24 protein-coding genes are annotated in these 22,124 nt (G+C 67.3%); 12 read left to right on the plus strand and 12 right to left on the minus strand.

The window, feature by feature from the left end; all coding sequences use genetic code 11:
• Window positions 1-96: 96 nt before the first annotated feature.
• From rsxA to G333_RS0110010, 9 genes are all read left to right on the plus strand, one after another.
• Window positions 97-675, plus strand: coding sequence for an electron transport complex subunit RsxA (gene rsxA / locus G333_RS0109970; RefSeq protein ID WP_018146036.1), 579 nt, complete (start codon window positions 97-99; stop codon window positions 673-675).
• A complete protein-coding gene (gene rsxB, locus G333_RS0109975; protein WP_018146037.1) occupies window positions 672-1,256 on the plus strand; it encodes an electron transport complex subunit RsxB in 585 nt (194 codons plus the stop codon). The genes rsxA and rsxB overlap by 4 nt, the downstream gene beginning before the upstream one ends.
• A gap of 32 nt (window positions 1,257-1,288) precedes the next feature.
• On the plus strand, window positions 1,289-2,959 hold the full coding sequence (gene rsxC / locus G333_RS0109980; protein ID WP_018951217.1) for an electron transport complex subunit RsxC: 1,671 nt from the start codon (window positions 1,289-1,291) through the stop codon (window positions 2,957-2,959).
• Window positions 2,959-4,020: an electron transport complex subunit RsxD gene (gene rsxD, locus G333_RS0109985; RefSeq protein WP_019563175.1), complete on the plus strand. Its 1,062-nt coding sequence runs from the start codon at window positions 2,959-2,961 to the stop codon at window positions 4,018-4,020. The genes rsxC and rsxD overlap by 1 nt, the downstream gene beginning before the upstream one ends.
• Window positions 4,013-4,708, plus strand: coding sequence for an electron transport complex subunit RsxG (gene rsxG, locus G333_RS0109990; RefSeq protein WP_019628388.1), 696 nt, complete (start codon window positions 4,013-4,015; stop codon window positions 4,706-4,708). The genes rsxD and rsxG overlap by 8 nt, the downstream gene beginning before the upstream one ends.
• Complete coding sequence (locus G333_RS0109995; protein ID WP_019628389.1) at window positions 4,705-5,406, plus strand: electron transport complex subunit E; 702 nt, start codon at window positions 4,705-4,707, stop codon at window positions 5,404-5,406. Before rsxG ends, G333_RS0109995 begins: the two co-directional genes overlap by 4 nt.
• 107 nt (window positions 5,407-5,513) lie before the next feature.
• Window positions 5,514-5,951 (plus strand): hypothetical protein, encoded by a 438-nt coding sequence (locus G333_RS0110000; protein WP_018169451.1) that lies wholly within the window; start codon window positions 5,514-5,516, stop codon window positions 5,949-5,951.
• Between the two features lie 66 nt (window positions 5,952-6,017).
• Window positions 6,018-6,668, plus strand: coding sequence for an endonuclease III (gene nth / locus G333_RS0110005; RefSeq protein ID WP_019628390.1), 651 nt, complete (start codon window positions 6,018-6,020; stop codon window positions 6,666-6,668).
• A 27-nt stretch (window positions 6,669-6,695) separates the two neighbouring features.
• Complete coding sequence (locus tag G333_RS0110010; RefSeq protein WP_019563177.1) at window positions 6,696-7,121, plus strand: DUF1841 family protein; 426 nt, start codon at window positions 6,696-6,698, stop codon at window positions 7,119-7,121.
• Here the strand turns inward: G333_RS0110010 and G333_RS0110015 are convergent.
• From G333_RS0110015 to G333_RS0110025, 3 genes are read right to left on the minus strand one after another with little or no spacing between them, the layout of a single operon-like run.
• A complete protein-coding gene (locus tag G333_RS0110015; protein ID WP_019628391.1) occupies window positions 7,099-10,266 on the minus strand; it encodes an efflux RND transporter permease subunit in 3,168 nt (1,055 codons plus the stop codon). The two genes, G333_RS0110010 and G333_RS0110015, sit on opposite strands and share 23 nt — an antisense overlap.
• Window positions 10,263-11,390 (minus strand): efflux RND transporter periplasmic adaptor subunit, encoded by a 1,128-nt coding sequence (locus G333_RS0110020; protein WP_019628392.1) that lies wholly within the window; start codon window positions 11,388-11,390, stop codon window positions 10,263-10,265. The genes G333_RS0110015 and G333_RS0110020 overlap by 4 nt, the downstream gene beginning before the upstream one ends.
• A gap of 54 nt (window positions 11,391-11,444) precedes the next feature.
• Window positions 11,445-11,903, minus strand: coding sequence for a hypothetical protein (locus G333_RS0110025; protein WP_018176363.1), 459 nt, complete (start codon window positions 11,901-11,903; stop codon window positions 11,445-11,447).
• 157 nt (window positions 11,904-12,060) lie between these two features.
• Here G333_RS0110025 and G333_RS0110030 point away from each other — a divergent pair, with 157 nt between their 5' ends.
• Window positions 12,061-12,492 (plus strand): SRPBCC family protein, encoded by a 432-nt coding sequence (locus G333_RS0110030; RefSeq protein ID WP_019571418.1) that lies wholly within the window; start codon window positions 12,061-12,063, stop codon window positions 12,490-12,492.
• Window positions 12,493-12,511: 19 nt separating this feature from the next.
• Here G333_RS0110030 and G333_RS0110035 read toward each other — a convergent pair whose 3' ends face one another.
• From G333_RS0110035 to G333_RS0110055, 5 genes are all read right to left on the minus strand, one after another.
• Window positions 12,512-13,879, minus strand: coding sequence for a YihY/virulence factor BrkB family protein (locus G333_RS0110035; RefSeq protein ID WP_019628393.1), 1,368 nt, complete (start codon window positions 13,877-13,879; stop codon window positions 12,512-12,514).
• 38 nt (window positions 13,880-13,917) lie between these two features.
• On the minus strand, window positions 13,918-14,547 hold the full coding sequence (locus G333_RS0110040) for a YdbL family protein (protein ID WP_038038247.1): 630 nt from the start codon (window positions 14,545-14,547) through the stop codon (window positions 13,918-13,920).
• An 88-nt stretch (window positions 14,548-14,635) separates the two neighbouring features.
• Window positions 14,636-16,708 (minus strand): hypothetical protein, encoded by a 2,073-nt coding sequence (locus G333_RS0110045; protein WP_019628395.1) that lies wholly within the window; start codon window positions 16,706-16,708, stop codon window positions 14,636-14,638.
• Complete coding sequence (locus G333_RS0110050; RefSeq protein WP_018951207.1) at window positions 16,708-17,499, minus strand: YdcF family protein; 792 nt, start codon at window positions 17,497-17,499, stop codon at window positions 16,708-16,710. Before G333_RS0110050 ends, G333_RS0110045 begins: the two co-directional genes overlap by 1 nt.
• A 24-nt stretch (window positions 17,500-17,523) precedes the next feature.
• A complete protein-coding gene (locus G333_RS0110055; protein WP_018146053.1) occupies window positions 17,524-18,006 on the minus strand; it encodes a Crp/Fnr family transcriptional regulator in 483 nt (160 codons plus the stop codon).
• A gap of 105 nt (window positions 18,007-18,111) precedes the next feature.
• On the opposite strand from G333_RS0110055, the gene G333_RS0110060 reads away from it, so the two are divergent.
• On the plus strand, window positions 18,112-18,570 hold the full coding sequence (locus G333_RS0110060; RefSeq protein ID WP_018951206.1) for a DUF6231 family protein: 459 nt from the start codon (window positions 18,112-18,114) through the stop codon (window positions 18,568-18,570).
• Between the two features lie 29 nt (window positions 18,571-18,599).
• On the opposite strand, the gene G333_RS0110065 is transcribed toward G333_RS0110060, so the two are convergent.
• Both G333_RS0110065 and G333_RS0110070 read right to left on the minus strand, forming a co-directional pair.
• Window positions 18,600-19,919: an MFS transporter gene (locus G333_RS0110065; RefSeq protein WP_019628396.1), complete on the minus strand. Its 1,320-nt coding sequence runs from the start codon at window positions 19,917-19,919 to the stop codon at window positions 18,600-18,602.
• Window positions 19,916-20,605 carry a metalloregulator ArsR/SmtB family transcription factor gene (locus G333_RS0110070; protein WP_018938683.1) on the minus strand — a complete coding sequence of 230 codons (690 nt, stop codon included), beginning with the start codon at window positions 20,603-20,605 and terminating at the stop codon, window positions 19,916-19,918. Before G333_RS0110070 ends, G333_RS0110065 begins: the two co-directional genes overlap by 4 nt.
• Window positions 20,606-20,866: 261 nt before the next feature.
• Here G333_RS0110070 and G333_RS0110075 point away from each other — a divergent pair, with 261 nt between their 5' ends.
• The gene (locus G333_RS0110075; protein WP_018146058.1) at window positions 20,867-21,316 is read left to right on the plus strand and encodes a hypothetical protein; all 450 of its coding nucleotides are present in this window, start codon (window positions 20,867-20,869) and stop codon (window positions 21,314-21,316) included.
• Between the two features lie 139 nt (window positions 21,317-21,455).
• On the opposite strand, the gene mnhG is transcribed toward G333_RS0110075, so the two are convergent.
• Entirely contained in the window at window positions 21,456-21,854 is a 399-nt protein-coding gene (gene mnhG / locus G333_RS0110080; protein ID WP_018146059.1) for a monovalent cation/H(+) antiporter subunit G, read from the minus strand.
• Window positions 21,847-22,122: a cation:proton antiporter gene (locus G333_RS0110085; RefSeq protein ID WP_018146060.1), complete on the minus strand. Its 276-nt coding sequence runs from the start codon at window positions 22,120-22,122 to the stop codon at window positions 21,847-21,849. The genes mnhG and G333_RS0110085 overlap by 8 nt, the downstream gene beginning before the upstream one ends.
• Window positions 22,123-22,124: the final 2 nt, after the last annotated feature.

Below are 22,124 nucleotides of genomic sequence, written 5' to 3' on the forward strand. Positions count from 1 at the left end.
ACTCCGCAGAAAGCGGGTACCCACGAAGCCCTCGGGGTTGAGTACGCTGTACCACTCCCGGATACTGTATTGTTGACCTGACGACTCGGATTTAACGTGGAATACGTCCTGATACTCATCAGTACGATCCTCGTGAACAACTTCGTACTGGTGAAGTTTCTGGGCCTGTGCCCGTTCATGGGGGTCTCACGCAAGGTCGAGACGGCCACCGGCATGGGCCTGGCCACGACCTTCGTGCTGACGTTGTCCGCGGTCAGCTCCTACGTGATCAACGAATACCTGCTGCTCCCGCTCGGGCTGGAGTACCTGCGCACCATTGCCTTCATCCTGGTGATCGCCGCCGTGGTGCAGTTCACCGAGCTGGTGGTGCGCAAGACCTCGCCCCTGCTGTACAACGTGCTGGGCATCTTCCTGCCTCTGATCACCACCAATTGCGCGGTGCTGGGCGTCGCCCTGCTGAACGTCCAGGAAGCGCACAACTTCGTCGAGTCGGCCCTGTACGGCTTCGGCGCCGCGGTCGGTTTCTCGCTGGTCCTGATCCTGTTCTCCGCCATCCGTGAGCGGATCGCGGTGGCCGACGTGCCGGTGATGTTCCGCGGCAGCGCGATCGCCATGATTACCGCCGGGCTGATGTCGCTGGGGTTCATGGGCTTTTCCGGGCTGGTACGGCTGTGAGCGTGCTGTACGCCATCCTCGCGATCGGCGGCCTGGCCGCCGTGTTCGGGGTGATTCTGGGCTTCGCCGCACAGCGCTTTCGCGTGGAGGCGGATCCAGTCGTCGATCAGATCGATGCCCTGCTGCCGCAGACCCAGTGCGGCCAGTGCTCGTATCCCGGCTGCCGCCCGTACGCCGAGGCCATCGCCGCGGGCGAAGCGGACATCAACCGCTGTCCGCCCGGCGGCCAGGCGACCGTGCGTGCCCTCGCGGACCTGCTCGACCGCGAGCCCACACCGCTGGAGGAAGAAGAGCAGGAGAAGGCCGTCGCCATCATCGACGAGAACATCTGCATCGGCTGCACCCTGTGCATCCAGGCCTGCCCGGTGGACGCGATCCTCGGGGCTGCCAAGCAGATGCACACCGTGATCGAGGAAGAATGCACCGGCTGCGAGCTGTGCATCGAGCCCTGCCCGGTGGACTGCATCACCATGGTCCCGGTCGGCACCGACATCACCGAATGGCGCTGGTCGGAGCCGAACCCTTCGCCGATCGAACGGCCCATCCACGTCATCGCGGACGGTTCGCGGCAGTCCGGCTGAGCCGGATGCCCGCGAACCGTTAGAATACGCTTATGCAGCTGCATCGCTTCCATGGGGGCCTGAAACTGGCCGAAGAGACCGACGCCAGCACCCGCGACCCGGTGCTGGTGATGGGCGTGCCGTCCCGGCTGATCGTCCCCCTGGGCCAGCATATCGGCGAGGCGGCGGAGCCCTGCGTGGCAGTCGGGGACCGTGTGACCAAGGGCCAGCGGATTGGCCAGTCCAAGGGCTATATCGCCGCCCACGTGCATGCCCCCACCTCCGGCGAGGTGGTAGAGATCGCCGACCACGCGGTACCCCACCCTTCGGGCCTCAGCGCCCCCTGCATGACCATCCAAAGCGATGGCCGCGACGACTGGGGCGAAACCCGCATGGAGCCCTGGCTGGACTGGGACACCCGCGACCCCCGCAAGCTGCGCCAACGCATTCGCGATGCCGGGATCGTCGGACTGGGCGGGGCGGCCTTTCCTACCGCGGTCAAGCTCAATCCGCGCGCCGGCCAGCGCATCCACACGCTGATCGTGAACGGGGCCGAGTGCGAACCCTACATCAGCGCCGACGACTCGCTGCTGCGCAGCGCCCCCGAGGCGGTATTCGAGGGCATCCGCATCGTCGCCCACCTGCTGGGTGTGGAGCGCGTACTGTTCGCGGTGGAAGACAACATGCCGGAGGCCATGCGGGCACTGACCGAGACCCTTCCCGGCGAACTGCGCGAGCGGCTCCAGTTGGTCTCGGTGCCATCCATCTATCCCACTGGCGGCGAGCGCCAGCTGATCAAGGTCCTCACCGGCCAGGAGGTCCCCAGCGGCGGCCTGCCGGCGGATATCGGGATAATCTGCAACAACCCCGGCACCTTCAAGGCCGTCTGCGACGCCGTCATTCAGGGTCGCCCGCTGCTGTCACGCATCGTCACCGTCACCGGGCCGGGCGTGCAGCATCCGCGCAATGTCGAGGCCCTGCTGGGGACCCCGTTCGCCGATGTGATCGCCGCCGCCGGTGGCTATGCCGAGGGCGTGGACCGCCTGGTGATGGGCGGCCCGATGATGGGCTTCGCGGTCCATGACGACGCCATCCCGGTGATCAAGGGGACCAACTGCCTGCTGGCGACCCGTCCGCAGGACACGCCCGCACCCGGCCCGCTGATGCCCTGCATCCGCTGCGGCGAGTGCGCGGCCGTCTGCCCGGCGCAACTGCTGCCGCAGCAGCTGTACTGGCAGGCCAGGGCCAAGGACTTCGACGCGACCCAGGACTACGGCCTGTTCGACTGCATCGAATGTGGCTGCTGCGCGCATGTCTGCCCCAGCAACATCCCGCTGGTGCAGTACTACCGCTATGCCAAGAACGAGATCTGGGCGCGCGAGAAGGAGCGCCAGAAGTCGGATATCGCGCGCGAACGCTACGAGTTTCGCCAGGAACGCATCGAGCGCGAGGAACGCGAAAAGGCCGAACGCATGGCCAAGAAGAAAGCCGCGCTCAAGAAGAAAGACAGCAGCGCCGACGGCGACAGTAACGAAAACAGTGACAAACAGGCCGCCATTCAGGCCGCGCTCGAGCGCGCCCGAGCGCGCAAGGCCGCCAAGGCCGGGGACGCCGTCGAGGGCGCGGCGACCGAGCAAGCGGACAAGGCGGCCGCCACCCCCGAGACGCACACCGAACCCGCCCAATCCGGCGAACGCGATTCCACGGACACGGGCGACCGCTGATGCGCTTTCGCACCGAATCCTCGCCGCACATGATCCCGGCCCACTCGGTGGGCGGGGTCATGCAGCAGGTCCTGATGGCGCTGGTGCCCGGCACCCTCGCCATGGCCTGGTTCTTCGGCTGGGGCGTACTGGTCAATGTGGTCCTGGCGGTGCTGTTCGCGGTGGCCTTCGAGGCCGCGATCGTCGCCGCCCGCAAGCGCCCGGTGATGGCCACGCTGGGTGACAACTCGGCGATCGTCACCGGCTGGCTGTTCGCGCTGGCGGTACCGCCGCTCACACCCGTCTGGGTCACCCTGATCGGCATCGCCTTCGCCATCATCGTCGCCAAGCACCTGTATGGCGGGCTGGGCTACAACCCGTTCAACCCGGCGATGGTCGGCTACGTGGTGGTACTGGTCTCGTTCCCGCGCGAAATGGCCCTGTGGCCGGCCCCGGACACCCTGTCCGAGATGTCGCTGGGCCTCGGGCAGACGCTGCAGACGGTCCTCACCGGCAGCCTGCCGGCCGCCATGGACTGGGATGCCATCACCCGCGCCACACCGCTGGATGCGATGCGCGAGGGCCTGGGCGCCGGACGCACGGTCAACGAGATCACCACCAGCCCGCTGTTCGGCAGCTTCAGCGAAACCAGCTGGGAGTGGATCGGCAATTTCTTCCTGCTCGGCGGGCTGTACCTGTTGTTCCGGCGGATCATCCACTGGCACATCCCGGTGGCGGTGATCCTGGGCGTGGCGATCCCGGCCGGCTTCTTCTGGATGCTGGACCCGGACTCCTTCGCCTCGCCGGCCTTCCATGTATTCAGCGGCGCGGTGATCATTGGCGCCTTCTTCATCGCCACCGACCCGGTGTCCGCCTCCACCACTCCGCTGGGGCGCATCCTCTACGGGGCCGGCATCGGCGTGCTGATCTTCGTCATCCGCACCTGGGGCGGCTACCCGGATGCGGTCGCCTTCGCCGTACTGTTGATGAACATGGTCGCCCCGACCCTGGACCACCTGACGCGCCCGCGCATCTTCGGGCGCGAGCGCCGCGGACCGCCACCGGGGGACGGCCATGGGTAATCTGAAGCCACGGGACATCCTGCTGGCGACCGCCCTGCTCGCTGGGTTTGCCGCCGCCGGGGCCGGCATCGTCGCCCTGGTACAGGACTCCACCGAGGCGCGCATCGCGGAGAACCGCATGGCGGTCAATCGCAACCGCATCGCGGAGCTGACCGGGGAACTCGACTACCGCAACGACCCGGTCCACGACACCATCGATCTCCACCACGAGCTGCTGGGTGGAGGCCCCCTGCCGGTCTGGTTCGCCCGCGATGCCGAGGACGAGGTGGTCGGCATCGTCTTCTCCGCGATCGCCCCGGACGGCTACAGTGGCAATATCCACCTGCTGATCGGCGTCGACCGCGACGGCGAACTCCAGGGCGTGCGGGTCTCCGCGCACCGCGAGACCCCGGGCCTGGGCGATGCCATCGAGGCCGAGCGCTCCGACTGGATCCGCGGCTTCGACGGGCGCTCGCTGGGCAACCCACCGGCCGAGGGCTGGCACGTGCGCAAGGACGGCGGGGTCTTCGACCAGTTCACCGGGGCCACCATTACCCCGCGTGCGGTGGTTCGCGCCGTCTATCGCACACTGGAATACTTCGCCCAACACCGCGAGGAGCTGCTGGCGACCCGGCCCGACGCGACCGGCTCCGTGGTGGAACCGCTCCCGCACAACGAAGCCAACGGGGACGACGAGGCAAACCGATGAACCCGACCCTGACCGAAATCATTCGCGACGGCCTGTGGCACAACAACCCCGGTCTGGTGCAGCTGCTGGGCCTGTGTCCGCTGCTGGCGATCTCCGGCACCATGGTCAACGCGATCGGCCTCGGCATCGCGACCACCCTGACCCTGCTGTTGTCGAACGTGCTGGTCTCGCTGATCCGTGACCATGCGCGCCCGGAGATCCGCATCCCGGTGTACGTGCTGATCATTGCCTCCATCGTCACCGCCATCGAACTGGCGATGAACGCCTGGTTTCACGGGCTGTACCTGATCCTCGGCATCTTCATCCCGCTGATCGTGACCAACTGCGCGATCATTGGCCGCGCCGAGGCCTTCGCCTCACGCAACTCGGTCCCGCGCGCCGCGCTGGACGGGCTGATGATGGGGCTGGGCTTCACCGGCGTGCTGATTGCCCTGGGTGCCCTGCGCGAGGTCCTCGGCCAGGGCACGCTGATGGCCAACGCCCACCTGCTGTTCGGCGACTGGGGCCACGGCATGACCCTGCAGCTCTACCCGTCCGAGCACGGCTTCCTGCTGGCCCTGCTGCCCCCCGGCGCCTTCATGGCCATGGGCCTGCTGATCGCCGCCAAGAACTGGATCGACAGCCAGTTCGAAGCGGAACCGAGCCCCACCGGCGACGAGACCGCGACCGCAACCGAGGCGAGCCCCGACAACGCCTGATCGGCTCCGGCCTTGATTCCTGGCTGTCAGCCGGTAAACTTCCGGCGCCACGAATCCGTTCTACCGGGGCCACCGCCCCGGACATTCAAACGTCCCAGGAGATTGGCATGGCTGGACACTTCCCGTTTGCTGGCAAGCGCGGCACGCGCTACGGCCTCGCCCCGCGCGGCACGATCGCCGCCTTTTTCGAGAACCACGGGTTCAACGACGAGCTCCAGGAGAAGTACTACAAGTGGTGGTACGACTTCGCCAAGGACTTTGTCGAGAAGGACAGCGACCTGTCCTACACCATGATCCGCAAGTTCGACAGCTACCCGATGGGCACCCATGCCCACCATGCGTTCCACTTGAACGACAAGTACTGGCCGAGCTGCCTGGACGAGCTGGGTTCGTTCATCCGTGACGTCATCTTCCCGAAGATGGACGAAAAGGCGATGCACGACATCGAAGAGAAGCACGCCAAGCTGATCAAGGACCTGGAGAAGGAAGCCGAGTCCAACCCGCGCGACGCCGCGCCGGATATTGGCCATTTCCGCCACGTCTGAGCAACGCCACTACGCGAGTTGCCGGCCCCGCGAAGCGGGGCCGGTTTGTTTGGAGCCCCCGCATCCATGAACGCCGCGAAGCGAGAAGCCATCTTCGAACGCCTGAAGGCGGCGAACCCCGAGCCGACGACCGAGCTCGATTACGACACCCCCTTTGAACTTTTGATCGCGGTCATCCTGTCGGCCCAGGCCACGGATGTCGGCGTCAACAAGGCCACGCGCCGTCTCTACCCGGTGGCGAACACCCCCGAGGCCATCCTCGAACTGGGCCTGGACGGTCTCAAGGAACACATCAAGACCATCGGCCTGTACAACGCCAAGGCCGAGAACGTGATGAAGACTTGCCGCCTGCTGGTGGAGCGCCACGGGGGCGAGGTCCCGCGTGATCGCGAATCGCTGGAAGCCCTACCGGGGGTTGGTCGCAAGACCGCGAACGTGATCCTCAACACCGCCTTCGGCGTCCCCACCATCGCGGTGGACACCCACATCTTCCGGGTCGCCAACCGCACCGGCCTGGCCCCGGGCAAGACCGTGCTGGAGGTGGAAAAGCGCCTGATGCGCCTGACCCCGAAGGCCTACTTGCAGGACGCCCACCACTGGCTGATTCTGCACGGACGCTACGTCTGCAAGGCGCGCAAGCCGGAGTGCTGGCGCTGCCCGATCGCGGATCTGTGCGAATACAAGGCGAAGACGCCGCCCCCGACCCGTGGCGCCTGACCACCACCATTACCCCGAGGACACCCCATGTACGGCAACCGCGACCAGATCCGCACCCAGTTCGTCGACGCCTGGCACAAGGCCCAGGCCGGCGAGGCCCTGTCCGATCTGGAACAGCAACTGGTGGACGTGATCTCGGACCACCCCGAGTACCACGACTACCTGAAGGACCGCGAGACCGCGTTGACCGGCGAATTCCCACCCGAGCTCGGCACCTCCAACCCGTTCCTGCACATGGCGATGCACCTGAGCCTGCGCGACCAGGCGCGCACCGACCGTCCGGCCGGCACCCGCCAGCTGCACCAGGGCCTGTGCGCCCGCTTTGGCGTCATGGATGCCGAGCACCGGATGATGGAGTGCCTGGGCCAGATCCTGTGGGAAGCCCAGCGCAGCAACGCCGCGCCGGACGAAAATGCCTACCTCGAGTGCATCAAGCGCCTGGCGAGCCGCTGACCGCGGAACCCGACCCGCCCACCGATACCGGCCGTCGGTCCAGACCCCAACGGTCCAGCAATACCAGCATGGCGGGCGTAAACAGCAGGGTCAGCGGAGTCGCAAACAACAGCCCTCCGGCGATGGCCGTCGCCAGCTGGACCCAGAACCCGGTGACCGGCGCGCCCACGTAGAAGTCCCGGCCGGCAAAGTCCACCGTCCACGCCAGCACCATCGGCAACAGGCCGAGGATGGTCGTGATCGCCGTCAACAGCACCGGCCGCATCCGCTGCGCGGCCGCGCGCAGGGCCGCCTCCATCGCATCCAGCCCAAGCCTGCGCTGCTCGTTGTAGGTATCGATCAGCACGATGTTGTTGTTCACCACGATCCCCGCCAGCGCCAGCACGCCGATCCCGCTCATCACGATACCGAAGGGCTCCCCGCGCAGAAGCAACGCCAGCAGCACCCCGGCGGTGGAAAACACGATGGCCGAGAGCACCAGAAAGGCCTGGGAGAAGCGATTGAACTGGGTCACCATCATGGCGAGCATCAGGAACAGCGACAGCCCGAACGCCCCCAGCAGGAAGTTCGTGGCCTCGGCCTGCTCCTCGGCCTGACCGCGAAAGCGCAGCTGCACCTCGGCGTCCAGCTCCAGGTCGGCCATCCGGCCTTCGAGCGCACGCTGGCGCTCGTCTACCAGATAGCCGGGGCCCGCATCCGCCTCCAGGGTGTACGCACGCTGGCCATCGCGGCGCTTGATCAGGCCGGTCGCCGGCACCGGCACCAGCTCGGCGAAATGGGCCAGCGGCACCAGCCCGGTGGCCCCCGGCAGGTTCAGGCCCGCCAGCTGCTGAAGATGGCGCTGCGCGGCCGGCAAGCGCAAGCGGATATCAACCTCCTCGTCGCTGTAGTCCGGACGGTAGGTTCCCAGCAAGATCCCGCTGGTGACCAATTGCACGCCCTCGCCCAGCAACGGGACATCAACCCCGAAGCGAGCCGCCTGTTCACGGTCAAAGCGCACCTCCAGCTCCACCCCGGGCAGGGGCAGGTCGTCGGTCACGTCCACGAACCCGCCGAGGGCGTCCATTTCGGCGCGCAGCTGCCGGATCACGGGTGCGATCCGCTCGGGGTCGGCGCTGGCGGCTTCGAGCACGATCGGACGACCCTCGCTCGGTCCACGCTCCTGGGCGCGGAACTGCAGGCGAATCCCCGGCAGGTCCGCGGTCCGCCGGCGGAGATCTTCGATGATCGACTCCGCCGGTGGCCGCTGCCGCCAGCCAATCAGTTCCAGCTGGATCACCCCGATCACGTCCTCGGCATAGTCGCCCTGCAGACGGCCCAGCTGGGTCCCGATGGTGCGCGCGTAGACGTGGCGGATCTCGGGTACGCCGTGCAGAGTGCCCTCCACCTGGCGGACCAGGGCATCCGCCTCCCATACCGAGAGATCGCCGCGTGCCTGCACCTGGACCTGCACGAAATCGGGCTCGACCTGCGGGAAAAACTCCACACCCCGGCCCTGCGTGGCATACAGCGCGTAGGCCACAACGACCACCGCGACCGTCCCCGCCAGCGTCCAGCCGGGATGCCGCACCAGGGATTGCAGCAGGTGGATATAGGCACGCGTAATCCCCTGCAGTTCGTCGTAACGTCCCTCCTCTGCCGCGCGCACGTAGCGCGTCTGCGCGGCGTTGATCGGCCGACTCTGCCCGATCACGGCACCCAGCGCCGGGATAAAGACCAGTGCCATCGCCAGCGAGGCGATCAGGGTCACGATCACGGTGGCCGGCAGGTAGACGATGAACTCGCCGACCATGCCGGGCCACAGCAGCATGGGCGCGAACACCGCCAGCGTGGTCCCAATGGCCGTTGTGATGGGCCAGGCCATGCGCTGGGCAGCCGCGCGGAATGCATCCGCCCGGGCCATGCCCTCGGCCACATAGCGATCCGCCAGCTCCACGACCACCACGGCACCGTCCACCAGCATGCCCACGACCAGGATCAGGCCGAACAGCACCACCACGTTCAGTGTGAAACCCATCAGGTAGATCACCAGGATGCCGCCGAGGAAGGCCCCGGGAATCGCCATACCCACCAGCAGCGCCGCGCGCGCCCCCATCATCGCCAGGATCACCAGCGCCACGATCAGCATCGCGGTGATCACGCTGTTCTCCAGGTCCCCCAGCAGGTCTCCCACATCCCGCGCCATGTCCTGCAGATAGGTCACCTCCACGGCTTCCGGCCAGTCGGCGCGGGCAGCCTCGATGGTCGCACGGGCGGCCGCGACCACCTCGAGGACATTGGCCTCCGACGCCTTGCGGATTTCCAGGGAAACCGAAGGCTGACCATCGATGCGGGTGAAGCCCTCGGGGTCGCGGTAGGTCTGACGCACCTCCGCGACATCGCGCACCCGCACCACCGCATCGCCCTCCACGCGGATCGCGGTGTCCAGCACGTCGTCGACATCATCAATGGTGCCCGGCACGCGCAGCGGAATACGCCCAGCCCCGGTGTCCAGCGCGCCGGCCGCCACCAGCCGGTTGTTGCGCTCGATCGCGCGGGTCAGTTCGCTGAAGGACAGTTCATACGTCTCCAGCACCAGCGGATCGACCAGGACCTCCATCTGCTCCTCGCGATCCCCGCCGACATCCGCCTCCAGCACCCCGGGGATCGCCTCGACCCGGTCGCGCAGCTCGCGCGCCAGGCGCACCAGCGCCCGCTCGTCCAGCGGCCCGGAGAGATTCAGCGTCAGCACCGGAAACAGCGACAGATCGACCTCGGAGACGCTCGGCTCCTCCGCCCCCGCCGGCAGTTCGGGGCGCACCTGGTCGACCTCCTCGCGCAGGTCCGACAGCGCCTGGCGGTTGTCCCAGCCCGGCTCGAAGTCCAGACGCACCAGGGCAAAGCCCTCGCCCGCCCAGGACTGCATCTCGTCCACCCCGGGCAGTGCCTGCAGCTCGCGCTCCAGCGGCCGCAGCATCAAGCGCTCGGCGTCTTCCGGACTGACCCCGGGATACGGCACCGAGACAAAGAAGATCGGGACATCGATCTCCGGTGCCGCCTCCTTGGGCACGATGTGGTAGGCGGTCGCCCCCAGCACCAGGATCAACAAAAGAAAAAGCAGTACCGTCCGGGCATGTACCACCGCCCAGGCGATCAGGGACCTCACGGCGCCGCCCCGTCCACCGATTCCGGCACCGACGCCCCGGGGTCCACCTGCGCCGCTTGCGGGCGCACCCGCTCGCCATCGGTCACGAAACCGTGGCCGATGGTGATCACCCGTGCCGTTTCGGGCAGGCCGGTCACCCAGACGCCATCGGCCGCGGCCCGGATCACCTCTACGGCGTGGAACACCACCCGATCCGCCGCGTCGACCGTCTTCACGCCCACACGCCCGGCGTCATCCAGCCCCATCCAGGCCGGGGACAGCTTGTGCGCCTGCACCACGGCGGTCGGGATCTCGACGCCGGCACTGATACCCGACGGCAGGGCCTCGTCCGGGTTCGGCACGGCAATCTCGACGCGAAAGGTCTGCGTGCCCGATTCGGCCACGCGCGAAACGAACCGCACCTCGCCCTCGGCACGCCGTCGATCAAGGAAACGGATCCGCGCCGGCTGGCCCGGCTCGACCCGCCCGATCTGGTGCTGGGGGACATGCACCACCGCCAGGAGCGGGTCGTTGTCGACCACCTCCGCCACCGGGTCGCCGCGACTGACGAAGTCGCCTCGATCCGCCAGGCGCTGATTCACGATCCCCGCGACGGGTGCGACGATCCGCGTGTTGCGAATGTCCAGCTCGATCGCCTCGAGCTCGGCCCGTGCGGCCTCGCGCTCTGCCTCGCGGGCCTCCAGCTGGCTACGCGAGACATGCCCCTGGTCGTGCAGGCGCTGGGCCGCCTCGTATTCGCTCTCCGCCCCGCGCAACCGGGCAATCGCCTGCCGCCGCCGCGCCTCGCGATCATCCATGCGCAGGTTCGCGAGTTCATCCCCCCCAGCCACCCGCGCCCCACGGGCCACAGCCCATTCGGCGACCTGGCCGGCGGTCTCCGCGCGAACCATCACGCGCAGGTCCGGTTCCACCCGCCCCTGCAGCACCAGCAAACGCTCTACCGGCTCGGCGGTGAGCGCCGTTACCGCCACCGCCATGGGCTGGGGATCGCTTGCCCGCGGCGCCTCCTCCGTCTCGCGCCCGAGCATCCCGGAGACGATCCAGACCACCACGAGGATCAGAATGCCCAGGGCGATGAACAACCGGGACTGGGCGCGCAGGCCCTGCCAGACAGACCCGCTCACGCTACGCTTCCAGCCGCGCCCGGACGAACTGCACCAAGAACCCGGCCCCGGGTCTCACTGTGCACCACCGAACAGCCGCTGCCACCAGCGCCGGCGACTGCCGGTGGGGGGCACCGCGACCTCGAGATCCACCGGCGGCACCCGCGACACGACCCAGCCCGGCAGGACCCGGAGCCCGGAGGAGCCACAGCTGGAGCCGAGGTTGTTGGGATCGAAGATCTTCACGAACTCCGGATGCTCGCGGTCATCGACGTACACGATCCCGCAGTAATCCTCGTCGTGATCACGCCGCAAGAGGGCGTCGATCTCGTCGACGAAACGCCGGAAGGTCTCCTCCGGCACCGGCTGATCCGGGACGTCGTCGCCCACCGCATAGACATACCATCCGGCGTCCGCGCGCTCGCGCAGACGCTCCCACAGTTGGTCCAGCTGCTCCCAGTACAGGATGCCGGTGGACCCGGCCTCGAATCGTTGCAGGAAGTCGAGTTCGGGACATTGTTGCGCGGTGGACATAAAGGGCATCCGGGGGTCGCCAGCATAAGCAAACATCGTAGGCCCCCACCCCGGATGCGACAAGCCGGTGGAAGCGGATCCGACCCACGCTTGCGTGGAACCCCGAACCCGCGCCAGGCTCTTAGTCCAAAGAGCCGCCATCGAAGACGAATCCGCCATGCGAACGATCAGCCACTCCACCTCCCTGCGCGCCGAGCCGGATCGGGTCTTCGAGCTCCTGAGCCACGTCCCCAATTTCGTGGACCTGTGCGACCACGTGGAACATATCGAGCGGCTGGGCGATGACTGCTACCGCTGGACCATTCGCGCCGCCGGCATGCGCATGGGCTTCGACGTCGAAGTCTGCAGCGCCATCGCCCCCGAACACTTCGCCTGGCGCTCCATCCGCGGGATTCACAATCGCGGCAGTTACCGGCTGACCCCTGATGGCGAGGGCCATACGCGGGTGGACTTCGAACTGGAGTACAAGCTGAATCCGATCCTGGATGCCGCCGTGCGACGCGTGGCCCAGTCGCTGGTGGAGCGCGTATCGGGGCAGCTGATGGACCGCGCCCAGCAGCGCCTGGATGCCGAGGCGCCACGCGCCTGACGGCCCTGCAGGCCAGCCGTCAGGCGGTTTCCACCGCCCCGGAATCGCCGGCAGCCTCGTTCAATAGATCGCGCAGGGTGCGTCCATCCAGACGCTCCCGCCGCGCCACATCGACGTCCTTCAGGGTCCGCTCCACCGCCGCACTGCCACGCAAGCGGCGGATCGCGCGGTCGTCGGTGTCCGCGCGCAGGGCCTCCAGGATCTCGTCCACACGGATGGCGTCGAGATCCCGCGCCGGGACCAGCTGCTGCCCCTCCTCGCCCGCCTTCAGCAACAGCCCGGCCTCCTCCAGCCGGCGCGCGGAGCCTCCCAGGGCATTGCCCGGGACGGCCAGCGCCGCGGCGACCTCGTCCAGCGTCGGCGCCGGATGCCCGTCATGGAAGCGCTGTCCGACCTGCTGCATCAGGTGCAGGCCCATGCGCTCGCGCCCCGCGCCGGACAAGCGCAGGCGGATACCGCGCACGTTCATGTATTCCGGGTGCTGCACGAAGAAGGCGACGTTCGCCCCGATCAGCAGGATCAGCCAGGCGAGATAGAGCCAGATCAGCAGCATGATCATGATCGCGAAGCTGGAGTAGATCGCCGCATAGCGGGTCGAACCCGCCACCATGTTGGCGAACACCCAGCCAACGCTCTGCCACAGCAACCCGGCCACCACGGCCCCAAGCAGCGCCGGGATCACCTTCACCCGGGTGTTCGGCACAAACACATAGATAAAGGCAAAGGCGGCGATGATCAGGAGATAGGGCACCAGCCGCGAGATCTCGGTGATCAGCATGCCGACGGGCCCGATCCCGGCGACCGTCTGCATCGCCGCCGACGACATCACGGTGGCGGTCACCCCCAGGGCGGAAACCACCAGGACCGGACCGATCAGGATCACCGACAGGTAGTTAGAGAAGCGCTGGGCCAGGCTGCGGTTATTCTCCACCCGCCAGATGGCGTTGAAGGCCAGCTCGATCTTCTGCACCAGTGCGATGACCGTGTAGACCAGGAACAGCAGACCCACGAACCCGAGCACGCCCACGCGCATATTGTCGACAAACTCGAGCACATTGTGGGCAATCTCCACCCCCTGCTCGCCCAGGGGCTCGAGCACGCCCAGCAAGAATGGCTCCACCGCGTTGTGGGCACCAAAGGCCTTGAGCACCGAGAATGACAGCGCCAGCAGCGGCACCATCGACAACAGGGTGGTGAACACCAGGCTCATCGCGCGCAGCGTCAGCTGCCCCTCGGAGACCTCGCGCACCAGCGCGAAGACACCGCGTACCATCCCGAGCGGAACGGCCTTCCAGCGCGGCAACGCCGAAAGATCCGTGTCATTGACCAGCTCGGTCAACTGGCGGCGCCGGGCATCCAGGCGCTCGGCCCAGGCTATGCCGGCCACGCATCACTCCCGTGGATGGGGGGTTCCCTCACGCGCCGTTACTTCTGCTGCCACTGTCCGTTGCCGTCCTGGTACCAGTAACCCGAGGGGGCCTCTTCCACCCAGACGCGGGCAAAGGTCTCGCGGATCTGGCGTTCCCAGTCCGGACGGTCATTGGCCCGGGCGATCTCGCGGTAGAGCGAATCGCGATCCGAGTTCTCCTCGCTGATCAGTCGCTGCACGGTGCTGCGATCGCGCAGCGGAACCTCGGAGAGATCGCGGATCACCACATCGGCATTGTTACCGAAACCGATCGCACCGCTGCGGAAATGCGGTGCCAGCTGCGGCCCCCGCTCGCGCAGCGAGGCCCGGATGCGGTTAATGGCCGGGGTCTCGATCTGCAGGTCCGGGCTCTGCGCGGCGGCCGGGCTCACCAGGCGTTCCAGCACCCACACGAGCACCGGCGCGGCGCTCGCCGTGCCCGTGTGGCGCGGCTCCGACGGCGGCAGCTGCACACCGGACTCGGACTCCGGTGCCGGCTCGGCCTCGGGCACCTGCAGCGCATCCCGCACGATGGCGCGCGCCGCCTCCTCCGCCGCTGCGGTGGGGAAGTAGATATTGATGGTCACGCAGCCCGCGAGCAGCGCGAACATCAGAGCCAGTCCCGGAACACTCCACAAAGCCTTCATGCCTGTCATCCCTTGTTCGGGCGGGTAAACCCCGCATGTGCCCAATCTACACCATCATCCTGAACCGTAACCAAACACCGCGGCTGACTCATTGCACGACCGGCCCCTCGCCGCCCTGAATCTGCGCCAGGCGGTCGATCAGTTCCGGCCAGTCCACCCGGCGGTTGTAGCCGATCACCTCGATCTGCGGCAGGCCACCGCCCTGTACCAGCACGAACCCGCCGTCCGGGCGATCTGCCACCCCGGAGGCCGTGCACACGTCCCCGCGCAGTTCGCAGCGAAAGCCCAGGCGGCGATAGCTGAAGTTCTCGAAAACGCGCAGGAAGATCGACGAAGCCGCCGCCTGCAGGCCGCCACCCAGCTCGGTGATGTTCTCCACCGCCCGCTGGCTGATGCGCCGTCGTCCCGGATCGTCCATTGGCGTCATCAGCTCCAGGTCCATGTGCACCGGCGACCAGTCCACCATCACCAGGTCGTTCACGTGCCCCGACAACCGTCCCTGGATCCGGCCGATATCGAAGGCCCGCGTGACCAGTTCCAGGTCCAGGCGCTGGATCTGCGTGGACAGCCCGAGCTCCGGTGCGTACCCGAACAGATCGTGAATATAGACATCGCGCAGCACCACCTCGCCATCGAACACCTGGACCAGCAGCCGCCCATCCACGTTCAGATCACCGTCCTCCAGGCGCACCCGCGGGATCATCCCGGCCACCTGACCGGAGAAGCGAGGCCAGCCCAACACGTCAGTCAGCAACTCCAGACTGATCGCCCGAATCCCCCCCTGAAACTGCACGTCCGGCCCGGTCTCGGTCTGCTGCACGCTGAAGGCCCCGACCCGCAGGCCCCCATCGAGGATCGGGATCTCGGTCGCCTCCAGCAATTCCAGCCCCTGTGGCCGCGCACGCACCCGGGCGGAAAACCCGTCGAACGGCAGGCCGTACAGATGGGCCGCATCAAAGCCGATGCGGCCGGGGCCACCCGGCACGGTGGCGGACCAGTCCAGCTCGCCCTGCGCACCGCTCACACCAAAACGCCCACGCCGGTCCTGAGCCTCGACCCCGGACCATTCGAGCCGGGCGTAGTGCGGCTCGGAGGCCTGCACCTCGACCTCGCCGCTCATACGCCCTGCGGCATCCAGTTCGCCCAGGGCTGTGCCCACCAGCCACGGCGACAGCACGGTCTCGTAGATCACGCCAAGTGCCCCGACCTCACCCCGGAACTGGCCATCCAGACCACGTTCGGGCGCGAAGGCGAGGCCCTGCCCCTGCAGCGAGGCCGCCTCGCCATAATCCAGTGACAGCGACTCCGCTCGCACCGCTCGGCTCTCGCCGTCCACCACCACCCCGCGGGCGTCCAGGGCCACCGGACCCTCGGCATCCAGATCGACAAACCAGGGATCGACGAACACCACACCCGCTGTCAGTGCCAGATCAACATCCCAGCCGTCGGCATCGCCCGCGAGGCGCAGCCGGCCGTCCAGTTCTTCCCCAGCCTGCAGGCCCAGATCGTCGCTGAATGCGAGATCATGCACCGTCAGCGTGACCTCGGAACGCCCGCGTTCACGCCAGTGCAGCGCGAGATCCGCCGTGCCCTGCCCCAGATGCACGGGCAAATCCATTGGCAGGCGCGCCGACCCGGCCAGGGCCGCCAGGTTGATCCCCGCGAGATCGGCCCGCACATCCCAGCCGCGGGCGGGATCCAGCCGCACGTGGAAATCGCCCTGCGCCCCGAACCAACCGGGCCACGCACCCGCCAGCGCAAGCGCGCCCGTCTCGCGCCCCCAATACAGGCCTACCGGGGCACCCCGCAGGTGCAGATCCCCGGCATCACCCCAGAGTCGCGCCGTATCGCAGCGGACCTCGGCACGACTTACCTGCAGATCACTGCATTCCACGCGCAGGTCTTGCAGGGTTCCGATGGGCTCGGGGAGTTCGACGCGATCCGCGCGGATCGCCAGGGACAGGCCTTCGCGCGTCCATTGCACACGGGTGCGCAGGCCATGCGCGTCAAGATCGTCGCGCAACAGGGATTCGATCCGCAGATCCAGCTGGATGCCGCCATCGAACTCCGCATCCGCGGCCACGGCCACACCCGCCAGCAGAAAGAGCACCAGCCCGGCCGCCGCGCCATACAAGCCCGGTGCACGGCGCAGCGCGAGCATCAGGCCGGGTCGCCCCGCTCCGGCAGACGGTCGCGTAGCGGCCGTGCCAGGCGGGCCAGCCATTCACGCATCGCGAAGCGCGACGTCTCCAAGGCCTCGAGGGTCGGCAGGAAGTCCTCGACCCGCCGTGGATCGCTCGTGGGGCCGCGAAAGCCGGTCGGTGCCGGGTCGGCCGCCAGGCCGGCACGTTCGAAGCAGGCCAGGGCACGCGGCATGTGCAGGGCCTGGGTCACCACCAGCACCCGTTGCACGTCGCTTTGCTGCAGGCGCTGGCGGGTGTGCGTGGCGTTTTCGCAGGTGTTGCGCGAGGTGCTCTCCAGCCAGCGCACCGGCACACCCAGATCGGTTTGCAGGGTGGCCGCCATCAGCTCGGCCTCGGAGCGCCGCCCGGGCAACGCGCCCGGACGCCCGCCCGAGACCAGCAGCGGCAGCCCGGTGTCGCGGTGCAGCCTGGCGGCATGGCGCAGACGCTCGTGGGTCTGGGGATTCAGGGCATCGCGGCCGCCGTCCTCGCCGCGTCCGGGCCAGCGTCCGCCGCCCAGCACCACGATGGCATCGGCCCGCCCCACCGCCACCACGGCATCGCGCAGATCGCGCTCGATGGCGTGCGCCAGTGGCTGGGCAACAACATTCAGGCTTGGCAGCACCAGCGCCAGCAGACCGATCGCCAATAACGGCCGCCCCCCGCGCCAGTCGGCGCGCCAGAAGGCGACCCCGACCAGGGTCAGCGCGATCCCAAGCCCCGGGGGCAGCAACAGGTATTCGGCAACCGTCTGCAGGGACGCGAGCACGGCGCTCTCCGCCTGCGATCCGCCCTACTTCTTGCCCGGGGAATAGAGGTAGTGGGCGTACGTCGCCACGTCCTCGGAGACCCGGCGGATCAGGTGATCCAGGCTGATGATGGCGAACTCCAGCAGGTTCACCGCAATGTACGGCTGCTCGACGCGCAGGCGGTCATACATGGAGCGCGACAGGCGCAGCAGGCGGGTATTGTCGCTCAGGGCGCGCATGCGCACGCCGCGCGGCACGCGGTCAAAGAACGACATGGACCCGGCCAGTTCGCCGGTCTGCATGCGCCCGACCTCGATCTCCTGGTTGCCGTCGTCGTGGTACAGCGCGGCGGTCCCGCTGACCACGAAGAACAACGACTCCCCGACCTCGCCGATATCGGCGATCACCTGCTTGTGGTGGGTTTCCAGCACCTCCAGGTATTCGAGAAGGATCTCGACCTCGGCCGGTGTCAGCGACGCCGAGATCGGGTGTTTGGAGAGGAATTCGGTCAGCAGTTCCTTGGACATGGAGAGGCTTCCTTCTGACGGGTCCGCAGTAGAAGTGGGAGTACATTAGAGTATAACGAACGCGACCCCGGGACGGGGCGACCAAAACCACCGGGGAGGTACCGCTTGATCGACATCGATGCCCTGCGCCGCCACCTGCCGCGGCGCCTGCGCGACGGCCGAACCGTCCTGCTTGTGGCCAACACGGATAGCCAGGAAAGCCCTCCGGGCGTGGAGCAGGAGAGCGTCGCGGCATTTCTCGAGCACCCGCCCGGGCCGCGCGTGCCGCTGGTCCTGCTGCCGGATACGCTGAGCGCACTGGACGTCACGACGGGCCAGCAACTCCTGGGCGGGCTGCGCGACCGCTGGGCCGACGAGGTGCTGATCCTGCATCGGCGGGACGACGAACGCTGGGGCCTGAACGATTTCCTCGCCCTCGGTTTCCGCCACGACCCGGAGGCCGAGGCGGCCGCGCCGGATCACACGGTCTATCGCACCAGCCTGTACGACTACAAGCTCACCCCCGACTGGCTGAACGCCCGTTTCTGGGCCAACCCGGAGATGTGGGACAAGCGCCGCTGGTAGCGGCGCCCGGCGGACGAGCCGCCATACGCCTAATCGTCGTCGGGGTTCAGGCGCGGATGCGTCTCCTCGCCCCACCACCAGACCACGGCGCCGGAGGCAAACATCGCGATCACCACGAACCAGAAGCCCCAGACCACCGACCCGCCAATATGGGCCACGATGCCCAACCCGAAGGCCCCCACTCCGTAGCCAAGATCCCGCCAGAAGCGGTAGGTCCCGATCGCCGAACCGCGCCAGTTCGGGTGCGCGATATCCGCCACTGCCGCGCTCAGGTTGGGATACAGCAGCGACATGCCGAGACCGGTCACCGCCGCCGCGAACGACCACCACAGCACGCCCTCGCCCAGCAGCGTCAGGGCCACCCCGCCGCCGCAGATCCACATGCCCCAGATAATCGGCTGCCGGCGGCCAACATGGTCCGACAGGCGGCCGGTGAGGAACTGCGATCCGCCCCAGACAAAACCGTAGATCCCGACCACCCAGCCGATCGCCGCGAGACTGAGCCCCTGCTGATAGAGGAACACCGGATAGAACACCCACACCAGCGCATCCACGAACTTCTCGACCAGCCCCGCCTGACTGAACGCGGCCATGCGCCGGTCGCGCCAGGACATCAGCGTGAACACCTCCCAGGTGCTGGGCGTATCGGAGATATTCTTCGAATACCGCGGGATGGGCCCAGTGGACTGCCCCGCGGCATGCCGCGCACCCTCGGCCTTCGCCCAGTCCAGCGTCTCGCGCACAAACAGCGCGGTCAGCACGATCGCCAGCGCGATGACCACCAGGCCAAAAATCAACAGCCCCATGCGCGGACCGAACGCTGTAGCCATGTAGCCCGTCACGATCCCCGCCACCGCGACCCCGACATAGCCGGAGAACTCGTTCATCCCCATGGTGAAACCGCGTTCATCGGCACGGGTGATGTCCATCTTGGCCGTCTGGGTCATCGACCAGGCCAGGCCCTGGTTCACGCCCAGCAGCACGGTCGCGGCCACGATCCAGCTCCAGGACGGCGCGTAGAGAATCATGAACGGGATCGGGATCGCCGCCACCCAGCCCAGCATCAGGACGGTCTTGCGGCCCAGCCGTTCGGACAGGCGACCGGCAACAAAATTGAGCGCCCCCTTCACCACGCCAAAGGCGACCACAAACGCGGTCAGCAGCATGAACGAGCCCTCGGCCACGCCGAATTCGCTCTCCGCCAGGGCCGGCACGACCGTGCGCATCATCCCGATCGTCAGGCCGACGAAGAAAACCTGGATCAGCTGCTGACCAAACTGCCCGAGGTTCTCCCGGATCCCGTGCGTCAGGTGGGCATAGGCCTCCGCGGCCTTGTGATGGTCCGTCATGTGGCGTTCTCCTTGTCCTCGTTGCTCACAGTTGCCAATGGCAGACCGTGATAACGCCATTCGGCGACGCCATCCTCGAACCGGGTCGCCTGGAACCCGTGCGCGGCCAGGATCTCTACAGCCTCGCTGGCCATCAGGCAGTAGGGACCGCGGCAATAAGCCACCACCGGTCGGTCGGTCGGCAGCTCGCCGAGCCGATTGCGGAGCTCGCTGATCGGGATGGATCGGGCATACGGCAGATGGGCGTTCGCGTATTCCATCCCGGGACGGACATCGAGAACGATGAGATCGCCCCGACGAGCCTGTTCCAGCAGTTCGGGGCCCGCCATCGGGGCCAGCTCGCCAGGACCCTCGGCCATTTCGCGGGTCGCGGCCTGCAACTCGAGCAGGCGCTCCTCCGCCAGGGTACGCAGCATTACCCAGAAATCGGCGACATGCTGATCCACCAGGCGATAGAACATATGACGCCCTTCGCGCCGGGCCTCGACCAGCCGTGCCTGACGCAGCTCCTTCAGGTGGGCGCTGGTCAGCTTCACGCTCAGTTCTGCATCGGCCGCAAGCTGCTCGACGCTCTTTTCGCCCTGAACTAGCACCTCGATCAACTCCAGGCGCTTCGGGCTGGCCGCGGCACGGGCGATGCGGGCCACCTGTTCGTACAGCAAATCCTTGAGTTCACGTCCGGACACGGCGTTCGTTCCAATATTCACTGGAATGAACGATAGATGACCCAGGGATCGCACGCAAGTCCGGTGATGACCCGCATCTAGCCGCGGAGAAGCCCTCCCGCCGCCAGGGGCGTGCTGGATCGGGCCCTCCAATTTCTGGGTGATTTTGGGGTCTCGCCTATTCCTGAGTAGTTTACTCGGGAACTTCAATTAGAAGTTGCTTACTAACTTAACGAGCAACCCGTGCCTTCGGGCACACTTCCCCTGCAACAGGAGAACGTCATGAGCCAACTGATCAACAACTTCCCGGCCGACGGTGTCGTCACCATCAACCGCGTGATCCTCAAGCCGGAATACACCATCGACGATCTGCAGGAACGTGTCGCCGTCCTGTGCGAGAACGTAAAGACCTATCACTCGGATACCGGCTTCGTCGGCGGCTTTGTCGCGCTGAACTCCGGCTCCGTCTCCAATGAAGGCTCCACCATCGGCCAGGCGGTCGAGAGCCCGATGAAGGACAAGGAAGCCCTCATCATCACCTTCTGGAATAGCTTCGACGAACACGAGGCGTCGCACCAGAGCGAGACCTTCCAGCCCCTGTTTCAGCAGGTACTGGAACTGTGCGAGAACGGAAACGAGGAGATCGCCTACGAGATGCTCTGGTCCGGCGCAGCCTACGATCCGGAACAGGCGAGGGCCGCCCGCGAGGCGAAGGAAACCCACGCGGCCTGAGGGCCGCTATTCAGGCACGATCGTCTCTCCGACGACTGTACCCATGGCCGGGGCCTTGCGCCCCGGCTTTTTCGTGTCTGGCGCGCCGTCATGTCCCCTACCCGGATGATCGGCTATCCGCGCACGAGCGCCGGCGGGCTCACGCGCGCGGGACGTCGTCGTCCTGCTTCGCGTCCTGCATCTCCGGGGGCGAGGCCAGGGTGTGATTCTTCTCGTCGTAGCGGCCCTTCAGCTCGTCGGTCTTGCTGTGCTCCCACAGCGGCACCCCGACAAAGTAGCCGGCGCGCCCGATCGCGTGCGCGGCCACCGGTGCGGTGAGCAGCAGGAAGCCAATCACCGCCACCGCGCGGGTGGTGACCCCGCCGTCGCCAAAGTAGACCGCCACGCCGACCATCATCAGACCCGCCCCCAGCACACCGGCCTTGGTGGTGGCATGCAGGCGCATCGGCAGGTCGGGCATGCGCACCAGACCCAGCGCCGCGACCACCATGAATGCGGCCCCGACGACCAGGAACAACCCCGTCAAGAACTCAGTCATCGTCCCGGTGCCCCCCTTTCTCCAGGTAACGGGCAAAGCCCACTGCGGCAAGGAACGCGGTCAACGCCAACACCATGGCCACGTCGATGAACGGGGTGCGGCCACTGGAGATCACGTAGACCGCGATGAAACCGATGGTCAGCGACGCAATCAGCTCCAGTGCCACCACGCGATCCGGCAGCGTCGGCCCCAGGTACAGCCGCCAGAACCCCAGCACCAGGGCCAGGCTCAGCAACGCATTGGAAGCAATAATGGCGATATCGAACATCG

The organism is Thioalkalivibrio sp. AKL10, from assembly GCF_000381845.1.
GTDB lineage: Bacteria > Pseudomonadota > Gammaproteobacteria > Ectothiorhodospirales > Ectothiorhodospiraceae > Thioalkalivibrio > Thioalkalivibrio versutus.